This window comes from Shewanella metallivivens, assembly GCF_028750675.1.
Classification (GTDB): domain Bacteria; phylum Pseudomonadota; class Gammaproteobacteria; order Enterobacterales; family Shewanellaceae; genus Shewanella; species Shewanella metallivivens.
Genome location: NZ_JAQQPZ010000013.1, coordinates 859301 through 878827 on the forward strand (window position 1 = coordinate 859301; position 19527 = coordinate 878827).

15 protein-coding genes are annotated in these 19527 nt (G+C 43.3%); 8 read left to right on the forward strand and 7 right to left on the reverse strand.

The genetic code is table 11. The features are described 5' to 3' along the window. Nucleotides 1-128 precede the first annotated feature (128 nt). Complete coding sequence (locus PQR79_RS16530) at nucleotides 129-662, forward strand: NlpC/P60 family protein (protein WP_238107535.1); 534 nt, start codon at nucleotides 129-131, stop codon at nucleotides 660-662. Nucleotides 663-815: 153 nt separating this feature from the next. Then, nucleotides 816-1847, forward strand: coding sequence for a LacI family DNA-binding transcriptional regulator (locus PQR79_RS16535; protein ID WP_238107465.1), 1032 nt, complete (start codon nucleotides 816-818; stop codon nucleotides 1845-1847). Between the two features lie 85 nt (nucleotides 1848-1932). On the opposite strand, the gene gtfA is transcribed toward PQR79_RS16535, so the two are convergent. Further along, complete coding sequence (gene gtfA, locus PQR79_RS16540; RefSeq protein ID WP_238107466.1) at nucleotides 1933-3414, reverse strand: sucrose phosphorylase; 1482 nt, start codon at nucleotides 3412-3414, stop codon at nucleotides 1933-1935. A 189-nt stretch (nucleotides 3415-3603) separates the two neighbouring features. Between gtfA and PQR79_RS16545 the strand changes: the two genes are divergently transcribed. The 3 genes from PQR79_RS16545 (at nucleotide 3604) to PQR79_RS16555 (ending at nucleotide 8654) form a co-directional block, all read left to right on the forward strand. Continuing rightward, nucleotides 3604-4824: an MFS transporter gene (locus PQR79_RS16545; RefSeq protein ID WP_238107467.1), complete on the forward strand. Its 1221-nt coding sequence runs from the start codon at nucleotides 3604-3606 to the stop codon at nucleotides 4822-4824. Between the two features lie 375 nt (nucleotides 4825-5199). Next, the gene (locus PQR79_RS16550) at nucleotides 5200-7596 is read left to right on the forward strand and encodes a TonB-dependent receptor domain-containing protein (RefSeq protein ID WP_238107468.1); all 2397 of its coding nucleotides are present in this window, start codon (nucleotides 5200-5202) and stop codon (nucleotides 7594-7596) included. Between the two features lie 80 nt (nucleotides 7597-7676). Continuing rightward, nucleotides 7677-8654 carry a carbohydrate kinase family protein gene (locus PQR79_RS16555; protein WP_238107469.1) on the forward strand — a complete coding sequence of 326 codons (978 nt, stop codon included), beginning with the start codon at nucleotides 7677-7679 and terminating at the stop codon, nucleotides 8652-8654. A gap of 73 nt (nucleotides 8655-8727) precedes the next feature. Here PQR79_RS16555 and PQR79_RS16560 read toward each other — a convergent pair whose 3' ends face one another. Continuing rightward, nucleotides 8728-11865 carry an efflux RND transporter permease subunit gene (locus tag PQR79_RS16560; RefSeq protein WP_238107536.1) on the reverse strand — a complete coding sequence of 1046 codons (3138 nt, stop codon included), beginning with the start codon at nucleotides 11863-11865 and terminating at the stop codon, nucleotides 8728-8730. A gap of 11 nt (nucleotides 11866-11876) precedes the next feature. Further along, nucleotides 11877-13115, reverse strand: a complete 1239-nt coding sequence (locus PQR79_RS16565; RefSeq protein WP_238107470.1) for an efflux RND transporter periplasmic adaptor subunit — start codon at nucleotides 13113-13115, stop codon at nucleotides 11877-11879. Nucleotides 13116-13542: 427 nt separating this feature from the next. Between PQR79_RS16565 and PQR79_RS16570 the strand changes: the two genes are divergently transcribed. Further along, nucleotides 13543-14163 (forward strand): TetR/AcrR family transcriptional regulator, encoded by a 621-nt coding sequence (locus PQR79_RS16570; RefSeq protein WP_238107471.1) that lies wholly within the window; start codon nucleotides 13543-13545, stop codon nucleotides 14161-14163. Between the two features lie 109 nt (nucleotides 14164-14272). On the opposite strand, the gene PQR79_RS16575 is transcribed toward PQR79_RS16570, so the two are convergent. Continuing rightward, nucleotides 14273-14764, reverse strand: coding sequence for a type II secretion system protein (locus tag PQR79_RS16575; RefSeq protein WP_274408575.1), 492 nt, complete (start codon nucleotides 14762-14764; stop codon nucleotides 14273-14275). A gap of 201 nt (nucleotides 14765-14965) precedes the next feature. On the opposite strand from PQR79_RS16575, the gene mog reads away from it, so the two are divergent. Further along, nucleotides 14966-15499, forward strand: a complete 534-nt coding sequence (gene mog, locus PQR79_RS16580) for a molybdopterin adenylyltransferase (protein WP_238107472.1) — start codon at nucleotides 14966-14968, stop codon at nucleotides 15497-15499. A gap of 186 nt (nucleotides 15500-15685) precedes the next feature. Then, the gene (locus PQR79_RS16585) at nucleotides 15686-17248 is read left to right on the forward strand and encodes a diguanylate cyclase (protein WP_238107473.1); all 1563 of its coding nucleotides are present in this window, start codon (nucleotides 15686-15688) and stop codon (nucleotides 17246-17248) included. Nucleotides 17249-17330: 82 nt separating this feature from the next. Here PQR79_RS16585 and PQR79_RS16590 read toward each other — a convergent pair whose 3' ends face one another. The 3 genes from PQR79_RS16590 to PQR79_RS16600 form a co-directional block, all read right to left on the reverse strand. Continuing rightward, on the reverse strand, nucleotides 17331-17555 hold the full coding sequence (locus tag PQR79_RS16590) for a hypothetical protein (protein WP_238107474.1): 225 nt from the start codon (nucleotides 17553-17555) through the stop codon (nucleotides 17331-17333). Nucleotides 17556-17657: 102 nt separating this feature from the next. Next, complete coding sequence (locus tag PQR79_RS16595; protein WP_238107475.1) at nucleotides 17658-18791, reverse strand: ABC transporter permease; 1134 nt, start codon at nucleotides 18789-18791, stop codon at nucleotides 17658-17660. After that, nucleotides 18791-19525, reverse strand: coding sequence for an ABC transporter ATP-binding protein (locus PQR79_RS16600; protein WP_238107476.1), 735 nt, complete (start codon nucleotides 19523-19525; stop codon nucleotides 18791-18793). The genes PQR79_RS16595 and PQR79_RS16600 overlap by 1 nt, the downstream gene beginning before the upstream one ends. Nucleotides 19526-19527 lie beyond the last annotated feature (2 nt).

The following is a 19527-nucleotide window of genomic DNA, read 5'->3' on the forward strand; positions in this document are numbered from 1 at the left end:
ATAGCATTACTCAGTGGCTTATGACGTATTTTGATTGTGTATTTATCTAAAGGTCTTTATATTTCGGTGATTTTTTTCGGGTCTTGGAGTGGGTCGAATTGGCTAAAGGATTATATAGTGTCGTATTAATGGTGTTGCTGTCTGCATGTGCGTCTAATCCGCCTGTGGTGGTTGCACCTAAACCTGTGGTGGTGCCACCAATGCTTAAGCCAGAGCCGCCTAAGTGGAGTGAGTCAAACTTACTCAGTTTTCATGATCAATGGAAAGGCACACCGTATCGCTTAGGTGGTTTGAGCCGTAATGGCATTGATTGCTCGGGTTTTGTCTATTTAGCTTACCTTGATATTGTGGGTGAAAAATTACCACGCTCGGTTAATGCACAGCGCACTTTAGGTAAAGATGTTCCAAGGCATCAGCTTGATATCGGTGATTTGGTGTTTTTTAAAACCGGTAGAACAACCCGTCATGTAGGAATTTACATGGGCCAGGATAAGTTTTTACATGCATCTACCAAAAAAGGCGTGAAAATTTCTAGTTTAAATAATGTGTACTGGAAACCCCGTTATTGGTTTGCGAAACGTTTAACCAAACCAACAGAACAGCAAAATATGTCGCTGGCCAGTTTAGTTGATTACGCGAAGCAACATAATCTACAAGATTAATCGTTAATATTTGCCTATTTTCGTGCCCTGCGTTTTATTTGGGCACGTTTTATCCCCTTTGTGACTTTGCCTAGATTGTTTTCAATGTCGGGCATCGGTATATTCATGTTATCTACTGCTCACAGAGCGCGGTAACGCATTAAACGGACCCACATGTCAGACCCTAAACATTGGACCTTAAAAAGTATCGCTAAAGAATTAGGCGTATCGAATGCGACTGTGTCTAATGCGTTTAATCGCCCAGACCAGCTGTCGGAAAAGCGCCGTAAAGAAATTTTAGAAGCGTGTAACGTACTCGGTTATTTTGGCCCAAATAAAGCTGCACAGTCTTTAAGACGCGGTAAATTTGATACGGTAGCATTGGTGCTGTCAGACAGTATTGAATACATGGTGTCAGATCCTGTTGCAAGTCGATTTATGAAAGGCGTCGCGGCCGTTTTCGAGCAGCATAAACTCAATTTATTGTTGTTTTCAGGCAGTGCTGAGAGTGTGAATAGCATCAATGATTTTGTTGATGGTTTTATATGCTATGGTCGCCCACGAAATCGTTTACTGGCCGAACAGTTAAAAAAAATTCGTAAAAAAGTGGTTACTGTCGACTTTAATATTCACCGAAGCGCATCTGTGAGTATTGATAACAAAGCCGGTGCCTATGAGGTTGCAAAACTGGCAATTAAGTCGCCAAATGACCATGTTGCCATTCTTGGGTTACGCTTGCTAGACACCCATTTAACCTGTCGTGTGTATGATATTCACTCGATGGAAATCGACACATCTGTTGCGCATCAACGCCTGCAAGGGTACTTAGATGCCATCAGTGATACGGGGGTCACGTTAGGTGATGATCGTATTTGGAACATCCCTGAAAGTAACTCAGACCTTGCGAGTATTGCAGCTAAAGAGGCGTTAAATAGCGTGCCTCGTCCTAATGTATTTTTGTGCATGAGTGACCTCATTGCACTGAGTTTGATGCGCGAAGCCCTTCAACAAGGATTAAGAATCCCTGAGGATATTCGAGTTGTCGGCTTTGATGGTATTGATGAGGCTGCACGAATGCTGCCGGCATTGACGACGGTATATCAACATTCTGAACAAAAAGGCCGTAAAGCGGCAGAGATGTTTATTGCAGATGCCCATCATGCTGAAGTGCTAGGTTATGAGTTGTCGCGAGGTGGCAGTTGTTAGAAAGTGTTAATGCGGTATTTCAGCTGAATTTCAAGCAACAATAAGGCGCCTATTATCGGCGCCTTATTGTTATTAACCCGTATGGTTACAGCTTGTGTTTGGCAAGTAACTCAGTAAGTACGATACGTTGAGATTGCTGTTTATTGGTGACACTTATTTGAGCATCTTTAATTGCAAAATCAACGATTAAATTTGCAGTGTCATCGCCATTTTTCCAGGTTAGATGTAACTGCTGGTTGTCATAGCTCATACTAAACTCACCATTAAATGCCTGTTGAGTATTGCGAAGCTTAATCAGTTCGCATAATGCTTTGACCACAGGTTTTTGCATAGATGTTTGAATATCACTCACATGCAAATAAGGGCGGTTAATATCGCGACCTACTTGAGTCTTGTTGAGTAATTCCATTGCGTTGGTTTCGGCCAGTAAACCTGTGTAATACACCTGCGGTATGCCTGGAGCAAAAAACTGAATACTGCGTGCAATTAAGTAATCTACATCATTTTGAGCAAGGGCATCGTAATAAGTACAATTTACTTGGTAAAGGTCTACGTTGCTTGCTGCAGCGCCAGTTGCCTGTAAGCTTTCACCTTTACTGTTGCGGTGAATTTGATTAACAAGGTTGTCAATTTCGGCTGGCGTTAATAAACCAGCTTTATTGCCAACAGGCCCTGCATCGATAATACCAATGCCATCGTGAGTATCTAGCACGGTAACGCAGTTGCGAGGAGCGATTGATAACCAGTGAGTTAAGGCGCTCGCATCCTTGCTAAACAAACTGTGTAAAATTAATGGCGGCAGTGCAAAGTCGTACACCATATCAACCCGCTTAGCGATGTCGATTTGTGTCATGTAGTGCGAGTGAATTTCTGCCAATGTGGTCATGCCGAGGCTGTTGGCTTTTTTTGCTAATTCATCTACAAAGGCAAAAGATTCATCAATCATAAAGCAGCTAGTGCCCGGTTTTTTTATTGCATAGCCCGCAGCGTCAAGTCTGATGAGGTCGACTTTACTGTCGTGAAAGCGATTCAGTACGTTATTTAGATGAGCTTGTCCGGCTGCGGTGTGAACATTAATGTCGATTTGATTTGACGTGAAAGTCGTCCAAAACTCGACTTCAGTTCCGTCGGCTAATGTGTAAGTGGTAAAGCAGCTACCTGGGCGAGGGCGATAGATTTTGGCCTGATCTTCTGCACTTAGCCCATTTGGGAATACGCTTTCTTTGGTTAAAAACAGATCCCAATATGGAGATTGTTTACCCTTGGCAAGCACATCTTGAAACTCTGTCGATTCGGCAGACATATGGTTAACGATTAAGTCAGCCATAATGTCATAGTGCTGGCCAATTTGTTTTACGTCGTTCCAATCACCTAAGCGTTCATCCACTTTGCCGTGATCGATTGGGTCAAATCCGGCATCGCTACCATCTATAGGGTAGTAAAAAGGCAATAGATGTACGCCACCAAAAAGATCATGCAGTTCTGTGTCTAGAACCTGTTTGAGTCCTTTTAAATCTGAGTGAGCTATACGATCTACGTATGTGATCAGCTGAACATTATTTTTCATTTTGGCGACTCTTAAAATAGATTTCTAAAAAAAACTTAATCGATTAAGTTGTATATTTAACCAAGATGAAACATTATTCAAGGGCTTTGTTTAAAAATTGAGTTCGTTTTCTGTGGGAGAAGACGAATGTGAGCGTAAAAATCGACTCATAAACCACAAAGAAAAGCATATAAAAAGAAGGTGGATGGTATGGTTAGTCATTTGAATACAAATGAAAATAGCGGTAATGCACGGATTAGAATGCTGACATATTTGATGTTTTTTATGTTTGCAATGACCTCTGATGCAGTTGGGGTGATTATCCCAGAATTAATTACAACGTTTGATTTATCAATGTCACAAGCAAGCGCTTTTCATTACATGCCAATGTTATTTATTGCATTGAGTGGACTATTTTTAGGTTTTTTAGCCGATAAGCTAGGTCGTAAAACCACAATCTTAATCGGATTGTTATTGTTTGCCGCTGCGAGCTTTATGTTTGCATTGGGTGAGTCGTTTTACTACTTCCTGTTTTTACTCGCCTTAGTGGGGATTGCTATTGGTGTATTTAAAACAGGGGCGCTGGGGCTGATTGGCGATATTTCGGCGAGTTCAAAACAGCACTCAAGTACCATGAATACCGTTGAAGGCTTCTTTGGTGTGGGGGCAATGGTTGGTCCTGCCATTGTGAGTTACTTACTTGTTACAGGTGTGTCGTGGAAGTACCTTTACTTTGGTGCTGGGGTCTTTTGCTTAGTATTGTGCTGGTTAGCATACCGAGCGCCATACCCACAGATTAAGCGAACATCGACCCAAGAAATTAACCTAGCCAGCACCTTTAGGATGATGAAAAACCCCTATGCATTAGGGTATTCGTTAGCCATAGGACTGTATGTTGCAACTGAAGTGGCCATTTACGTATGGATGCCGACACTCCTGCTAAATTACGAGGGGAATTTAGTCTTGGTTGCCACTTATGCACTCACCATTTTTTTTACCTTACGTGCAATTGGGCGCTTTTTGGGCGGCTGGATACTGAATCGGTTTAGTTGGCAGCAAGTGATGTTTTGGTTCAGCTTAGCGATTAGCCTATGTTACTTAGGTGCTATGTTGTATGGCATATCTGCCGCAGTCATATTATTGCCATTGTCGGGCTTATTTATGTCGATGATATACCCAACGCTAAACTCTAAGGGCATAAGTTGCTTCCCTGTTGAACAGCACGGCTCTGTTGCTGGCGTTATTTTGTTTTTTACTGCGTTATCGGCGGCGTTAGGGCCGCTATTGATGGGATTTGTAGGTGATATGTTTGGCCATGTTAAATATGGTTTTTACCTAGCGACAGGTTTTGCCTTTTTATTATGTTTTATGGCGGCTTATAACCTGCTACGCGATCCATCAGGGCACTTACTCACAGCCAATGTTGAATAATTGATCACTTTGATAAAATTATATTTACTTAGTAAACATTTGCTTAAGTAATTTTTGTTAAATTTTAGTGTGTTTTGAGTATAAATTGTACTTGCAATTATTTCATTAGTTGCTAACTTGTAACTTAATCGATTAAGTTGGTTTTTTATTTAAGCTTTGACTTGAGTTGAAAACGGGTTGTCGTTGGTCTTAAACATGGGATTTAAGCCTACACGCTACACAACTGATTTAGCTGAATTAAGTGAATAGATTAACTCAGAACATATTTCACTAAGTTGGCCTCGATAAGCTTAACTCGATTGAGATGAAAAATAATAACGATGCTGTTATGGGGATATTCAACAGCATCAATACACTTTATGTGGGGACATAAAAATGATAAACAGCACATCGAAAAAGTTTGTACTTAGTACGCTTGCAATGATGGTTAGCTCAAGCCTATGGGCAGCTGACGCAGAAACAACCGACTCGCAAAAAGATGCCATTGGCCTTGAACGTATTACCGTTACTGGGGTTGCGCGCGGTACTCGCGTAATGGACTCTAGTGTGTCAGTGAGTAGCGTATCACCAGACGATTTGGCGATTAGCTCGCCACGCTCGTCAGCTGAAGCGTTTCGGATTATTCCGGGAATGAAAGTTGAGTCTACCGGTGGTGAAGGCAATGCAAACATTGCGGTTCGTGGTCTACCCGTTGCCTCTGGTGGGGCTAAGTTTTTACAAATTCAAGAAGATGGCTTACCTATTTTACAGTTTGGCGATATTGCCTTTGGTAACGCCGATATATTTTTACGTATTGATTCGACAACACAAACTATCGAATCAATCCGTGGCGGTTCAGCATCAACTGCGGCCAGTAATGCGCCTGGCGGTATTATCAACGTCATCAGCAAAACCGGTACTAATGAAGCAGGTAGTGTCTCTACCACAGTTGGGCTAGATTACGATACTTTACGCACTGACTTTGAATTTGGTTCTTATATCAATGATTCAATGCGTTTCCATATCGGTGGTTTTGTAAGAACCGGCGATGGCCCTCGCGAAGCAGGCTACACAGCCAACAAAGGTGGCCAAGTTAAAGCCAATATTACAAAAGAGTTTGACAATGGTTATGTGCGTTTGTACTTAAAGCATTTAAACGATAAGAGCATTGGTTATTTACCTATGCCTATGTATTCAGACGGCAGCTCAATTGCGGGTTTTGATTCAAAATCTGACACTGTCCATTCTGCTAACATGTTATCGACTTTACGTTTAGATGCAGATGGCAATATTAGCCGTGGTGATATGCGCGATGGTATGAATCCAATTGTTAACTCTGTGGGGTTAGAGGCGTCATTTGATTTAGGTGACGATTGGGTTGTTGAAAACCGTTTCCGTGTGTCTGATGTTAGCGGCAACTTTATGTCGTTGATCCCTGCTGAGGTGGGCAGTAGCTCAAGCATAGCAGACAGTATTGGTGGCGCTGGTTCACAATTACTTTATGCCAACGGTGCTAATGCTGGTGAGGTTTTTCAAAGCGACTTAGCGATGCGAATTCATAGCTTTGACGTGACCATGAACGACTTTGGTTCGATTGTAAATGACATAAAGTTAACCAAAACGTTTGACGACTCAAACGTGACATTTGGTTTTTATACCGCCACTCAAAACATCAATATGACGTGGATGTGGAACTCATACTTAATGGAAGTGAAGGGCGATAATGCTGCGCTTCTTGATGTGGTTGCTGCAGACGGTACGTCGTATTCTGATAACGGTTTATACGCTTATGGCGTGCCATATTGGGGTAACTGCTGCCAACGTAATTACGATTCTGACTACACCATTAAAGCACCGTACATCGCGGCGTCGACTAAGATTGGCGATTTATCATTAGACGGTAGCGTGCGTTATGACTCAGGTGATGCCAGTGGTTACTATGCCGGTAACGTGCAATCTCAAGTTGATATGAACCGTGACGGTACCATTTCTCAGCCAGAATTGAGCGTGTCGTCGATAGATAATGCTAACCCACAACTAGTGAATTACGACTGGGGTTATGCTTCATATTCATTAGGTGCAAACTACCAAATTTCTGACGATTTAGCAGCATTTGCTCGCATCAGTCATGGTGGTCGTGCCAATGCTGACCGCTTACTATTTGGTAAAGTGCGTGCCGATGGCTCGGTGGCAGATGAAGATTCTGTCGACGAAGTGGATCAGTATGAGATGGGTGTTAAATATCGCTATGACAGCTTGTCATTATTTGCAACAGGGTTTTACTCAGAAACTGAAGAGCAAAACTTTGAAGCCACTAGCCAAAACTTTTTTGACCGTAAATATGAGGCAAAAGGGATTGAGCTAGAAGGAGCTTACTATGTGGGTGACTTTGATTTTCGCGGTAACGTGACCTGGACAGACGCCGAGATTGTTAAAGATGCACTTAACCCAGATGTAGTGGGTAACACACCTCGTCGTCAGGCTGATTTTATTTACTCGCTAATGGGTCGTTATAACTTTGATAAAGGCTCTGTTGGTGTCAATTTAATTGGTACTACCGACACCTACGCACAGGATAATAACGACTTAGAATTTGACGGTTACACTCAGGTTAATGCATTTGCGTCATACCAGCTAACTGACGCGTTATCGTTAGCATTAAACGTAAACAACTTGTTTGATACCGTTGGTATTACTGAAGCTGAAGAGGGGTCTGTGCCTGATAACAACATTATCAGAGCACGAACCATTAATGGCCGCACTACCACAGCGACAATTAAATATGAGTTTTAAGTGCTGACTTAGTCTGCACAATAGTTAAGACGCTCCCCGTTAACAAGCCCATGAAAGTGGGCTTTTTTTTGGAAAAAAATATGACGACATTATTGAGTTTTGGTGAAGTATTGGTTGATTTACTTCCTGTTGATAACCTTGGTTTAACCCATCAACCGATTGCCGGTGGCGCGCCGGCAAATGTGGCAGTGGGCTATGCCAAATTAGGCTGCCGCAGCTATTTTGCTGGTGGCATCAGTGCTGATGAATATGGCGTCATGTTAACGCGAGAACTGGCAGAACAAGGTGTCGATGTTAGCCATTTGGGGTTAATTCCCAATGCACCCACTGCCACTGTACTGGTAAGTTTAGATGCTTGTGGCGAACGTTCATTTAGTTTTAATCGTAAAGATACGGCAGATATGCTTTTTAGCGCGGCTAACTTTGATGCAATAAATTGGTCTGCCGTGGATATATTCCATTTATGCTCAAATACCTTCACTGAAACGGATATTTTTAACAGCAGTTTATATGGCCTACAACAAGCTTATGCTCAGCAAAAACTGATTAGTTTTGATGTTAATTTACGCTTATCTTTATGGGATGATGTAAGCCTGTTATCACGCCGTGTTGAGCAATGTTTGCCTTATACACACGTACTTAAAATGAGCCGTGATGAAGCTGAGTTTTTGGCCAGTGATCGTGGTGTTGCTGTTGAAGAGTATTTGCAGTTTTGTTTAGCGCAAGGTGTCGCATTGGTGTTGATCACTAATGGTGCTGAGCCGGTACATTGTTTTGGCAAGACATTTTCTTTTGAAGTGGCGGTTCCGCAAATTAAGCCTGTTGATACAACCGCTGCCGGTGACAGCTTTGTTGCTGGTTTTTTATGGCAGCTTGGCCAATGTTTTGAGCATGAAAATGCTCAAGAGTATCACACCTTAATTGACGTGTTATCTGATCAGCTGTCGGTGCAGCAAGCGGTTAAGTTTGCGATAAAATGCGGTGCAATGACGTGCAGTGTTAAGGGCGCGTTTCCTGCGTTACCGAGTTTGGCACAAGTGCTTGCAGTTAATGAGTAACATGCAAATAAAAAAGAGGCAAACCTGGTGGTTTACCTCTTTTTGTTTTTAAGCTTAATGGCTTAGCTAACGATTATGCTGCTACTGTTTTAGCGCGTTTTGCTAAGGCGTAGTAAAACAGTGGTGTGAGCAGCAGACCAAATAGGGTCACTCCAATCATACCTGCAAACACTGCCACACCAATGGCTTGACGCATTTCTGCCCCCGGGCCACTTGAGAACACCATTGGCACCACGCCCATAATGAAGGCAATAGACGTCATTAAAATGGGGCGTAAACGTAAGCGGCCCGCTTCAAGAATGGCCTCTAACGGCTCCATGCCTTTATCTTGCAGTTCTTTAGCAAACTCAACAATCAAAATGGCGTTTTTGGTCGCCAGCCCCACCAGAACAATGAGTCCGATTTGGGTAAAGATGTTGTTGTCGCCACCGTAAATCAGTACACCACTGATTGCCGACAGAATCGTCATCGGAATAATCAAGATAATTGCCAACGGTAAACTTAAGCTTTCATACTGCGCGGCGAGTACCATAAACACTAATAAAATGATTAATGGGAAAATATACACGCCTGCGTTACCGGCCAATATTTGCTGGTAAGTAATTTCGGTCCACTCGTAAGTCATACCGTTTGGTAAGGTTTCGGCCAGGATTTTTTCAATCGCAACTTGTGCCTCGCCACTACTAAACCCAGGTGCTGCACCGCCATTAAGCTCGGCGGTGGTAAAGCCGTTGTAGTGCATCACTCGGTCTGGACCTGCCACATTGGCCACGTTAATAAATGAGCCAATAGGCACCATTTCACCTTGGTTGTTGCGCACCTTGAGCTGAGCTATTTGCTCTGGTGTTTGTCTAAACTGCTCGTCTGCTTGCACGTTAACCTGGTATGTGCGGCCAAACTGGTTAAAGTCGTTGGCGTAAACCGACCCCATGTAACCTTGTAGCGTGGCAAACAATTCGTCTAACGACACGGCTTGTTGCTTGGCTTTGGTGCGGTCAACTTCTACTTCAAGTTGTGGCACGTTAACCTGATAGCTTGAGAACACACCGGCTAACTCTGGTGTTCCCCAGGCTTTTTGCATGACCTGCATGGTGACTTTATATAACTCATCGTAACCGTGGTTTGCTCGGTCTTGAATTTGTAATCTAAAGCCGCCAATGGTCCCTAAACCTTGTACCGGTGGTGGTGGGAAAATGGCAATAAATGCACCATCAATAGCGGCAAACTTTTGGTTTAACGCGGCGGCAATGGCCCCTGCAGAAAGCGATGGGTCTTTACGGTCGGCAAAGTCATCTAGCGGGGTAAACAAAATGGCGCTGTTAGTGCTGTTAGTAAAGCCGTTAATGCTTAAGCCAGGAAACGCCACAGCATGTGCTACACCGGGTTGGTCTAACGCAATGGATGACATTTGCTTCACGATGGCTTCGGTGCGATCAAGCGATGCTGCATCGGGTAATTGTGCAAAGGCAATTAAGTACTGTTTGTCTTGCCCTGGCACGTAACCTGTTGGTGTACTGGCAAATTGTAAACCTGTTACCCCGACTAAGCCGACATACAACACACCCACAACAGCACCAAAACGAATCACTTTTTTAACGACCCAGCCGTAACCGTCAGACAGTTTTGCAAAGAAACGGTTAAACGGGGCAAATAACCAACCGCCAAGCATTTTGTCCATACCACGGGTAAGGAAGTCTTGCTTGTCGTGATGACTTTTAAGTAACAATGCCGATAACGCAGGGCTTAAAGTCAACGAGTTTATTGCCGAAATAAAGGTCGAAATGGTAATGGTTAAGGCAAACTGCTTATAAAACTGGCCGGTTAAACCAGACATAAATGCCGTTGGAATAAATACCGCAGCCAGTACTAACGTGGTGGCAATAATGGGGCCGGTCACTTCTTTCATGGCTTTTTGCGTTGCCTCAAGAGGTGATAAACCTTCTTCGATATTACGCTCAACGTTTTCCACCACGACAATGGCGTCGTCGACCACAATACCAATCGCCAGTACCAGACCAAATAATGACAAGGCATTAAGCGAGAAGCCCATCAAGTGCATAAAGGCAAAGGTCCCCACTAACGACACAGGTACCGCCACTAATGGAATGATTGAGGCGCGCCAGGTTTGTAAAAACAGCACCACGACCAATACCACCAGTAAAACGGCTTCTAGCAAGGTTTTTACTACCGCTTCAATCGAGCCGCGTACGAATACCGTTGGGTCATAAACGATGTCGTAAGTTAAGCCTTCTGGGAAGGTGGCTGATATTTCTTTCATTTTGGCGCGAACGTCGTCAGAAATCTGAATCGCGTTAGAGCCAGATGCCTGAAACACCGGCAATGCTGCAGCATCTTTATTGTCTAGCATTGAGCGTAGTGCATAAGTGGATGCGCCTAGTTCAACACGTGCTACATCTTTTAAGCGGGTGATTTGGCCTTGAGAGCCCACTTTAACGATGATGTTTTCAAACTCTTCAACGTTGGCCAAACGGCCTTTTACATTGATAAGTAATTGGAACTCACTTTCGCCACTAGGCTGCGCGCCTAGGCTACCTGCGGCGGCTTGTTGGTTTTGCTCACGAATGGCAGCAACCACATCACTAGGTGATAAACCAATTGCAGCTACTTTATTTGGGTCTAACCACACACGCATGCTGTAGTCGCCGGCGCCAAATACTCGCACCGCGCCCACGCCTTCAATACGGGCAAGTTCGTCTTTAACCTTTAACACCGCATAGTTAGACAGGTAAAGCATGTCATAACGATTGTCGGGCGAGGTTAAATGCACCACCATGGTTAAGTCTGGTGATGATTTTTCGGTAACAACACCTAAGCGCTGTACTTCTTCTGGTAAGCGTGGTTTTGCACGTTCAACTCGGCTTTGTACTTGGGTTTGTGCTAAATCAACATCGGTACCAATGGCAAAGGTGACGGTTAATGTCATGCGGCCATCAGAAGTGGCTTGAGATGACATGTAAAGCATGTTCTCAATGCCGTTGATCTCTTGTTCCAATGGTGATGCGACTGTTTCAGCGATAACTTTTGGGTTGGCGCCAGGGTAATTGGCGGTAACCACGACCGTTGGTGGCACCACTTCTGGGTATTCGGTGATCGGTAATTGCCAAACAGCCAGTGCGCCCGCGATAAAAAACAATAGCGACAGCACTGCGGCAAAAATCGGTCTTTTAATAAAAAATTGCGACAACATGATGGGGGTGTTCCTTAGCCTTGGGTTGCTTCATCAGCAATTTGTGCTGTAAGCGGCTGATTATCAATTAGTAACTGTGCTTGGTGCAGTGCTTCTATTTGACTGCTATCGGCCATATCGGTCAATTTAGGGGTAATGGTGACGTTAGGACGCACTTTTTGCAGACTGTTAACCACAATTTTATCGTCTGGTTGTAAGCCGGCAGTAATAATGCGTAAACCGTGAATTTTTTCGCCTAAGGTCACACCGCGGTATTCAAGGGTGTTTTGCTCGTTTACCACTAAAACGTACTTGTTGCTTAGGTCGGTAAAAATGGCTTTGTCGTCAACCAAAATACCTTGGTAAGACGCGCTACCCGCAATGCTAATACGCGCAAATAAGCCAGGCATTAAGATGTTGTTTGAGTTTGCAAAGGTGGCTCGTACGCGAATAGTACCGGTTTGTTGGTTAACGGCATTATCAACAAAGTCGATCACCCCCTGGTGAGTAAACTCAGTTTCATTGGCGAGCGCCATTAATACAGTGTTGTTGCCTGAGCGTGGGTCCTGGCGCTTGTTTTCACCCGATAGCGAGGCATATTTAAGATAGGTTTGCTCGTCGATATCAAAGTAAGCATGCATATTTGCCGTTGATACCAAGCTGGTTAGCTGGGTTTGTCCCGCTGTTACATAGTTGCCTGCAGTTTCAATAGCATAAGATACGCGGCCAGTAATGGGCGCGGTAACCTGGGCGTATTCAAGGTTTAATTTTGCGCTGGTTAATGCCGCCTTTACCGATGCCACAGCAGCAGCGGTTTGGTGCATAGTGCTACGGCGAGTGTCAATAAGCTCTTCAGACACGGCTTGTTGGCTAAATAATTTGTTGGCACGCTCAAAATCGTTTTTCGCCAGTTCATGGGCCGATTTTGCACTGGTTAGCTCAGCTTGAAGACGCTCGACTTCAGCGGTAAAGACTTTTGCGTCAATGGTAAACAGCACATCGCCTTTGTTTACAAGTGCGCCTTCTGTAAAGTTTACTGACTCAATGTAACCTGAAACGCGCGGTACCAGGGTGACTTCTTCTGGTGCTTGTAAGCGTCCAGTAAACTGGTCCCACTCGGTAATGCGCTCGTGCAATACGTTAGCAACATTCACTTCTGGGGCGGCAGGCGCAGCACCAGCTTGTTGTGCTGCAGGTTGTTGCCCACAAGCCACTAGCAGTACTGCCGCTAGGCTGACTAACAAAGTAGATTGAATTGATTTAAACATAGTCATGTTGCTGTCCTCTAATCAATAGCGTTTACGTTATTTAACGGGCTATTGGTTGCGTTACTTTTTGTCTGTGGCTACAGTTTTATACCGATTGGTAAAAATTGTTCTGTACCGAACGGTAATATATAGATTAAAATACCCCTGTCAATGTATTTTGTACCGATTGGTATGAAATTATTTTGACAGCGTGTTCAATTCATCTGATGATGAACAACTGTAAGTAGACATTTAGAGGGTTAGTGGCGTTGAAGTCATGTTGTCAGTGGTTGGCAACATTATATTAAGGCGATTAATCGGCACATTTATTAAGCCTTTAAATGGTTGAATTTTGTGCTAAAATACGCGGGCGATTTAACATAAAATATACGTTAATGCTATGTAAGTTAACGCGATAGTCGTTAGGGGCTCGCTAACATAAGAGGTACGATTTATGACAACAACAAAAGCAGCTTGTGTCGGTCGCCCACGTGGGTTCGATATCGATTTGGCATTAGAGCAAGCGCTTAATGTGTTTTGGCGTAATGGTTATGAAGGGACTTCTTTAAGCGAGCTCACAGAAGCGATGGGCATTAAAAAACCCAGTCTTTATGCTGCCTTTGGCAATAAAGAACAGTTATTTTTTAAAGCGATCGACTTATATGAAAATCGACCAGACTCGCTATTTAATATTGCTTTTCAGCATGAGCGCGTTGCCGATGTTATCCGTGGATTATTGCTTGGTGCCGCCGCCCAGTTTACAGACTGTAGCCACCCACAAGGTTGCGCGTTAATTAACAGCACGTTTTCATGTAATGAGGCGAGCGAGTCAATTAAACAAACGGTGTTAGAGCGTAAATCAAAACATAAACAACGGCTCGTTGATCGCTTTGAATTGGCTCAAAATCAAGGCGAATTGCAAGAGGGTTGCGAACCTGTGGTATTGGCTAGCTTGATGACCGCCTTGTTTCAAGGTTTATCGATGCAAGCGTCTGAAGGGGCAAGCCTTGATGAGTTGCAAAAAGTCGCGACTATGGCCGCAGAAGGTATTTTAACCGTCAACGTTAAGCGTTAATGCTTTCAATGTATGCATGGCTGTAAACGAAACCTTGATACTGCACGGGTCATGGCTGGCAGTATCGATGTTGAGAGCTTCGTTTTTGGGTTCAATAGGGCTAGGAAAATTAACAGCCGCTAGTGGTTAGGTTGTAAAAGGCTGGTTCGGTTTGATCCGAGTCCACATTGTATTGTAAGTTGCAGCTACTGTTTATGTTATATCCCTGTGGAAAAATGAATGTTCCTGTATTTGGAATATCGTACAAACCCCAGTCAGCGCTAAACTCACTCGTTGCACCAGCCATTGTCTCAAATGATCCTTCTAACGCTAATGGCAGATTGGCTGGTGATGAAGTGATATATCCCAATGTTGTACTCACTGCACTACCATTCAATGTCACCGAACCTGGGTCGAGTTTTTCCTGACCAGCCAATACGGCTTTTGAATACACCAAAGTGTTAGCCGACTTTAATGCACCTTGTAAGCCATTTAAATTGGCAATGACCGCATCACTTTTTAAGTTTATAAACTTCGGCGCGGCGACTACCGCCAAAATCCCTAAAATAATGATCACTACCACTAATTCAATGAGGGTAAAACCACGTTGTTGTTTTTGCATAATAAAATCCAATATTTGCTTACTGCAGTCAGTATAAAGAACCACTTGGTTGATGTCATTGTTTGAGTCAGTTTGCATTTATCGGTGAGTAACTTTGTGATGTCGATGTTTTTTGGTAGATTAGCAAGCTATAACAGCATTACTGATTTAACCTCAACGCGAACCGAGGTTAATCACCCCCACAATTAGGGAAAGATTACCATGAGCAAAGCTAAAATCGGCATCGTGACAGTAAGCGATCGTGCCAGCGCTGGCGTATATGAAGACTTGTCTGGCAAAGCCATTATTGATGTATTAACGGAGTATTTAACCTCTGAGTGGGAGCCTGTGTATAAGGTGATCCCAGACGAGCAAGACGTGATTGAAGCGACCCTGATTGATTTAGCTGACAATCAAGATTGCTGTTTAATTGTCACCACGGGTGGTACTGGCCCGGCTAAACGCGATGTGACCCCAGAAGCAACTGAAGCCGTGTGCGATAGAATGATGCCTGGCTTTGGTGAGTTGATGCGCGCCGAGTCATTAAAGTTTGTACCAACGGCTATTTTGTCGCGTCAAACTGCGGGGCTACGAGCTGACTCATTGATTGTAAACTTACCTGGCAAACCTAAGTCTATCCGCGAATGTTTAGACGCGGTGTTTCCTGCCATTCCGTATTGCATCGACTTAATGGATGGCCCATTTTTAGAGTGTGATGAAGCGGTCATTAAGCCGTTTAGACCGAAAGCGAAGTAAGTGCTCATTTAAAGTTATTTAACCTAGCCTTCGGTTAAGCTTTCAGATTTTAAAGACTTGATTGCCTAGGCTGGGTAAAACTTGTCCTATTTGTCATTGTGCTGTGATGATTTACAGTATTCACTATATCAAGGCTATTTAGGTACTACACTGTGATTATCGGTGTGAATGGGGGCTTAGCTATTTATGACATTAAAACGTTTTTCGCTTTTTTTGCTGTCCTCTTTATTTGTCGCGATATGCTGCTTGTTGGCAAGCATTTATTATTTTTTTTATCTTCCCGGTATTAAGGCCGAAATTCTCGATCAACAACAGCAAGAGTTCAATTTATTACATTCAGCGTTATCCTTATCAAAAAATAGCTTAACGACATTATGTTACGATTATGCCGTTTGGGATGAGTTGGTAGAATTTGTAAAAAACCCGACGGATGAGTTTGTGCAACGCAACATGCCAGACAATGCATTTGAAGCGGCAAATATCGATGCGGTTTTATTAACAGACATCAATAACCAACTCGTTTGGGATTTCCAACACGAGTCATTACTTAACTCGAGGCAATCGTTGGTCAATTTGATCACTCAGGGGGATGCTGCCCTTGTTAAGATATTGCCCACATCGGCAGAGATAGCGTTGCAAAAAGTGTCCAGCCGTAGCGGCTATTTAGTACTTAATGGACAGCTTATCTATTTTAGTAACACAACTATTTTGCCTTCAGCGGCAGTAGGGGAGATAGTTGGCAGTTTAACCATGTTTCGGTTATTAGATAGCGCTCTTATTAAGGATATTAGCCAATTATCCTTGATAGATTTTAGTATTCAGCCAACAACAAAAACCACCAATACCAGTGATGATTTTTTTAGTTTTCAGCAAATTGAAACTATTAGCCCTTCGCACACCTGGTTAATCGGTAATAAGTTTGATGACGAAGTTGTTCTCGTTACTCTTAATCATAAAAAAGTATCATTACCTAGATTAGACTGGTTGTCAGTTATGTTACTCATGATTGCCGCGGTGTTGATTATTTCATTGTCACTTATGATGCTTTCAAAGTGGTTAATTTCGCCTTTAATTCAATTTAATCAGAATATTAACGACTCATCTAATGATGGATTAATGAGCAAAATGCGCTCTAATCATTTTATTGATGAAATGGATAGCATCTCCAATTCATTCAATCAGTTATTGCAAAAATTTAATGCACAGCAAAATTATTTAGAAACGTTAACCGTGCAAGATGCGCTTACGGGTATAACGAATCGCCGAGGGCTTGAGGCGTTTGCTAAAGACATTGTGTTACGTTGGCATACAGAGCAAAAAGGCTTTAGTACTATGATGATAGATGTAGACCACTTTAAGGCTTTTAATGACCAGTACGGACATTTAGAGGGTGACAATGCGTTGGTGGCTGTGGCCAAAAGTCTTGCTGAGCAGGTTTCAACATACGAGGCGATAGTTTCGCGCTATGGTGGTGAAGAATTCTGTATTATTTTTTCCGAATGTGACCCCAACATTATACGGCCGATTGCTGAAAAAATTTGTCGAGCCATAGAGCAATTACACATGCCAAATAAAATAGGGAATCGTCAATGGGTAACAGTAAGTATTGGTGTTTTAGTGGTAAATGGCGAGGCGACTCACGCAACCCAGTACAGTTTTAGTGATGTGTTACAGCAAGCTGATGAACAACTTTATTTAGCTAAACAGACTGGGCGAAATACCGTTAAATTGCAATGTTTTGCCCAATAATATGAATAACCACTAGCCGAATACAGTCTTATACCCGGCTAATGATAGACGATCGTAATAATGCAGATCATCGTTACGACGGTCATAGTTTTTTAAATTGCTGTTTCAAATCAAAATCACTATCAGTCACTAGTTTTTCAAGCACTTGTATGCGTTCAATCAATGACTGGTTTTGTGCTTTTAAGTCGGCTAGACCATCGACCTCGGCTTTTTGCTTATGCTTTAAATATTGCTTAAACATTTCTGATGCTGTGGTGCCGACAATGATGATAAATACCAGTGCGATAATCGCCATATCTTCGTTCATAATCACTCCTTATTTATTCAACCTGTATATTGTCCAGCCTTAACGTATTGTCGCGAAGGCTGGATGACATTTACATTTTTTCGTCATTTATAGTAAAAAAGCTTATAAACCAAAGACCACCTTTTCACTTTTCAATGACTTCTCTAACCCAGCCGCGAGGGCAACGGCAATGATTAAGGTGGCCACAGATGACACGATTAACTGCATCATGGGTATTTCGCGGCCTTTAATAAAGTCCATTAATGCTTGCTGCTGACCCGATACCGGTAACCATTGCAATACGTCGGGGGCAATGTTGTAACTGGCTGCCATTGACAGTGCCAGCGGCACAAATAACACCATGGTTAAGTATGACTGCGCCTCTTTAAAGGTTTTGGCCATAAATGATACATACAATTGCAAGGTTGCAGCCATTAACGCCACAGGAATACCGATTAATAACATTAACCCCATAAAGTCATGGCTGATGTTGACGGTAAAACCGATTTGTTGCCAAGGTACAAATGGATACGCCACCTTTGATACCAGCAAGATTAAGATTAATCCCAGCAGTGCAAAGCAGGTCACGGCGATAATTTTGCCCAACACTAATTGGCGGGTGCTCATCGGGTGGCTGAGTAGTAACGCGAGTGAATTGCGTTCACGCTCTCCTGCACTGGTGTCGATTGCTAGGTTCATGCCTGAAATAAACACCGAATACATCATGGTGAAAATAGCGAGACCTAAAATCATCCCGCCTTTTGAATCTGCCGTGGCCTTGTCTTCAACATTGATTTTGATTGGCTGAGTAATGCGAGGGTTAATTCCGCGGGCAATTAAGCGTAAACTCCCCATTTCAGCACTATAAGCCTGTAACTGTATCTCAAGACGACGGATAGATTTTTGGATCTTTTCATCTGAATTATCGGCCACTAATAACACTTCTGCCTGTTTGGCTATCGCCATATTGGCGGCGTAATCGTCACTAATGGTTAAGGTGATTTTGTTTGCTTGCTCATCGTCAGCGTGGTTAATGCCGTTATTGCTGAGGTAGCGTACTAAATCTGGTGCGTTATTGGCGTTTTTAATATTGATGTTAAGATCTTCTGGGCTAGATAATTGACCAATTAACACCATAAATAGGCCACACATGATCAGTGGCGTACCGATGGCGTAATATAAGCCCGCCATCACGGAGCGTTTGTCTCGTGCTGCATCGATAAGCTCTTTGCGCACCATTGCGAGTATCATTTTCATTATGCTGCAATCCCTTCGTCAGTACCGATAAGTTCGATAAATGCATCTTCTAGTGAGTCTTTGCCCGTTTGCTGACACAGTTCGTCAGGGCTACCAATGGCGACCACTTTGCCGTTTGCCATTACAATTACGCGGTCACATAAGGCGGCAACTTCTTGCATTACGTGGCTTGAAAACAACACACAATGTCCTTGTGCTTTAAGTTGCAATAAAATGTCGCGCAGTAAGCGGGTGCTCATCACATCAAGTCCGCGGGTGGGTTCATCTAAAATGATGTTACTTGGTTGATGCACTATGGCTTGCGCCAAAGCTGTTTTCATCCTCTGGCCTTGTGAGAAGCCTTTGCAACGACGGTCGCTAATGTCTTCTAGCTTTAGTTGGGCAATGACATTGGCGGTGGCCTCTTTGGCTTGTTTGCGTGACATACCGCTGAGCTCTGCAAAGAAACTAATGTACTCGCGCGGTGTAAGGCGTTCGTACAAACCAAATGGGTCGGGGAATAACCCTAATTGTTTTTTGGCGCCTATTGGGTCAATCGCGACGTCAATGTCATCAACCGTTGCAGTGCCTGAGTCTGGTTTGAGTAAGCCAAACAAGGTGCGTAAACAGGTGGTTTTACCGGCGCCATTCGGCCCAAGTAAACCGGTAATGTGGCCATTTTCAGCGCTAAAACTTAAATCGTCTAACGCCTGTACATCGCCAATTTTTTTGGTTAAGTTTGCAACAGTAATCATGA

What these genes read in the sequence shown, in the direction of transcription:
- PQR79_RS16570 (WP_238107471.1), top strand. Translation starts at nt 13,543, where the DNA reads ATGACAACAACAAAAGCAGCTTGTGTCGGTCGCCCACGTGGGTTCGAT.
- mog (WP_238107472.1), top strand. Translation starts at nt 14,966, where the DNA reads ATGAGCAAAGCTAAAATCGGCATCGTGACAGTAAGCGATCGTGCCAGC.
- PQR79_RS16595 (WP_238107475.1), bottom strand. Translation starts at nt 18,791, where the DNA reads ATGAAAATGATACTCGCAATGGTGCGCAAAGAGCTTATCGATGCAGCA.
- PQR79_RS16585 (WP_238107473.1), top strand. Translation starts at nt 15,686, where the DNA reads ATGACATTAAAACGTTTTTCGCTTTTTTTGCTGTCCTCTTTATTTGTC.
- PQR79_RS16530 (WP_238107535.1), top strand. Translation starts at nt 129, where the DNA reads ATGGTGTTGCTGTCTGCATGTGCGTCTAATCCGCCTGTGGTGGTTGCA.
- PQR79_RS16545 (WP_238107467.1), top strand. Translation starts at nt 3,604, where the DNA reads ATGGTTAGTCATTTGAATACAAATGAAAATAGCGGTAATGCACGGATT.
- PQR79_RS16565 (WP_238107470.1), bottom strand. Translation starts at nt 13,115, where the DNA reads ATGACTATGTTTAAATCAATTCAATCTACTTTGTTAGTCAGCCTAGCG.
- PQR79_RS16600 (WP_238107476.1), bottom strand. Translation starts at nt 19,525, where the DNA reads ATGATTACTGTTGCAAACTTAACCAAAAAAATTGGCGATGTACAGGCG.
- PQR79_RS16535 (WP_238107465.1), top strand. Translation starts at nt 816, where the DNA reads ATGTCAGACCCTAAACATTGGACCTTAAAAAGTATCGCTAAAGAATTA.
- PQR79_RS16575 (WP_274408575.1), bottom strand. Translation starts at nt 14,764, where the DNA reads ATGCAAAAACAACAACGTGGTTTTACCCTCATTGAATTAGTGGTAGTG.
- gtfA (WP_238107466.1), bottom strand. Translation starts at nt 3,414, where the DNA reads ATGAAAAATAATGTTCAGCTGATCACATACGTAGATCGTATAGCTCAC.
- PQR79_RS16555 (WP_238107469.1), top strand. Translation starts at nt 7,677, where the DNA reads ATGACGACATTATTGAGTTTTGGTGAAGTATTGGTTGATTTACTTCCT.
- PQR79_RS16550 (WP_238107468.1), top strand. Translation starts at nt 5,200, where the DNA reads ATGATAAACAGCACATCGAAAAAGTTTGTACTTAGTACGCTTGCAATG.
- PQR79_RS16590 (WP_238107474.1), bottom strand. Translation starts at nt 17,555, where the DNA reads ATGAACGAAGATATGGCGATTATCGCACTGGTATTTATCATCATTGTC.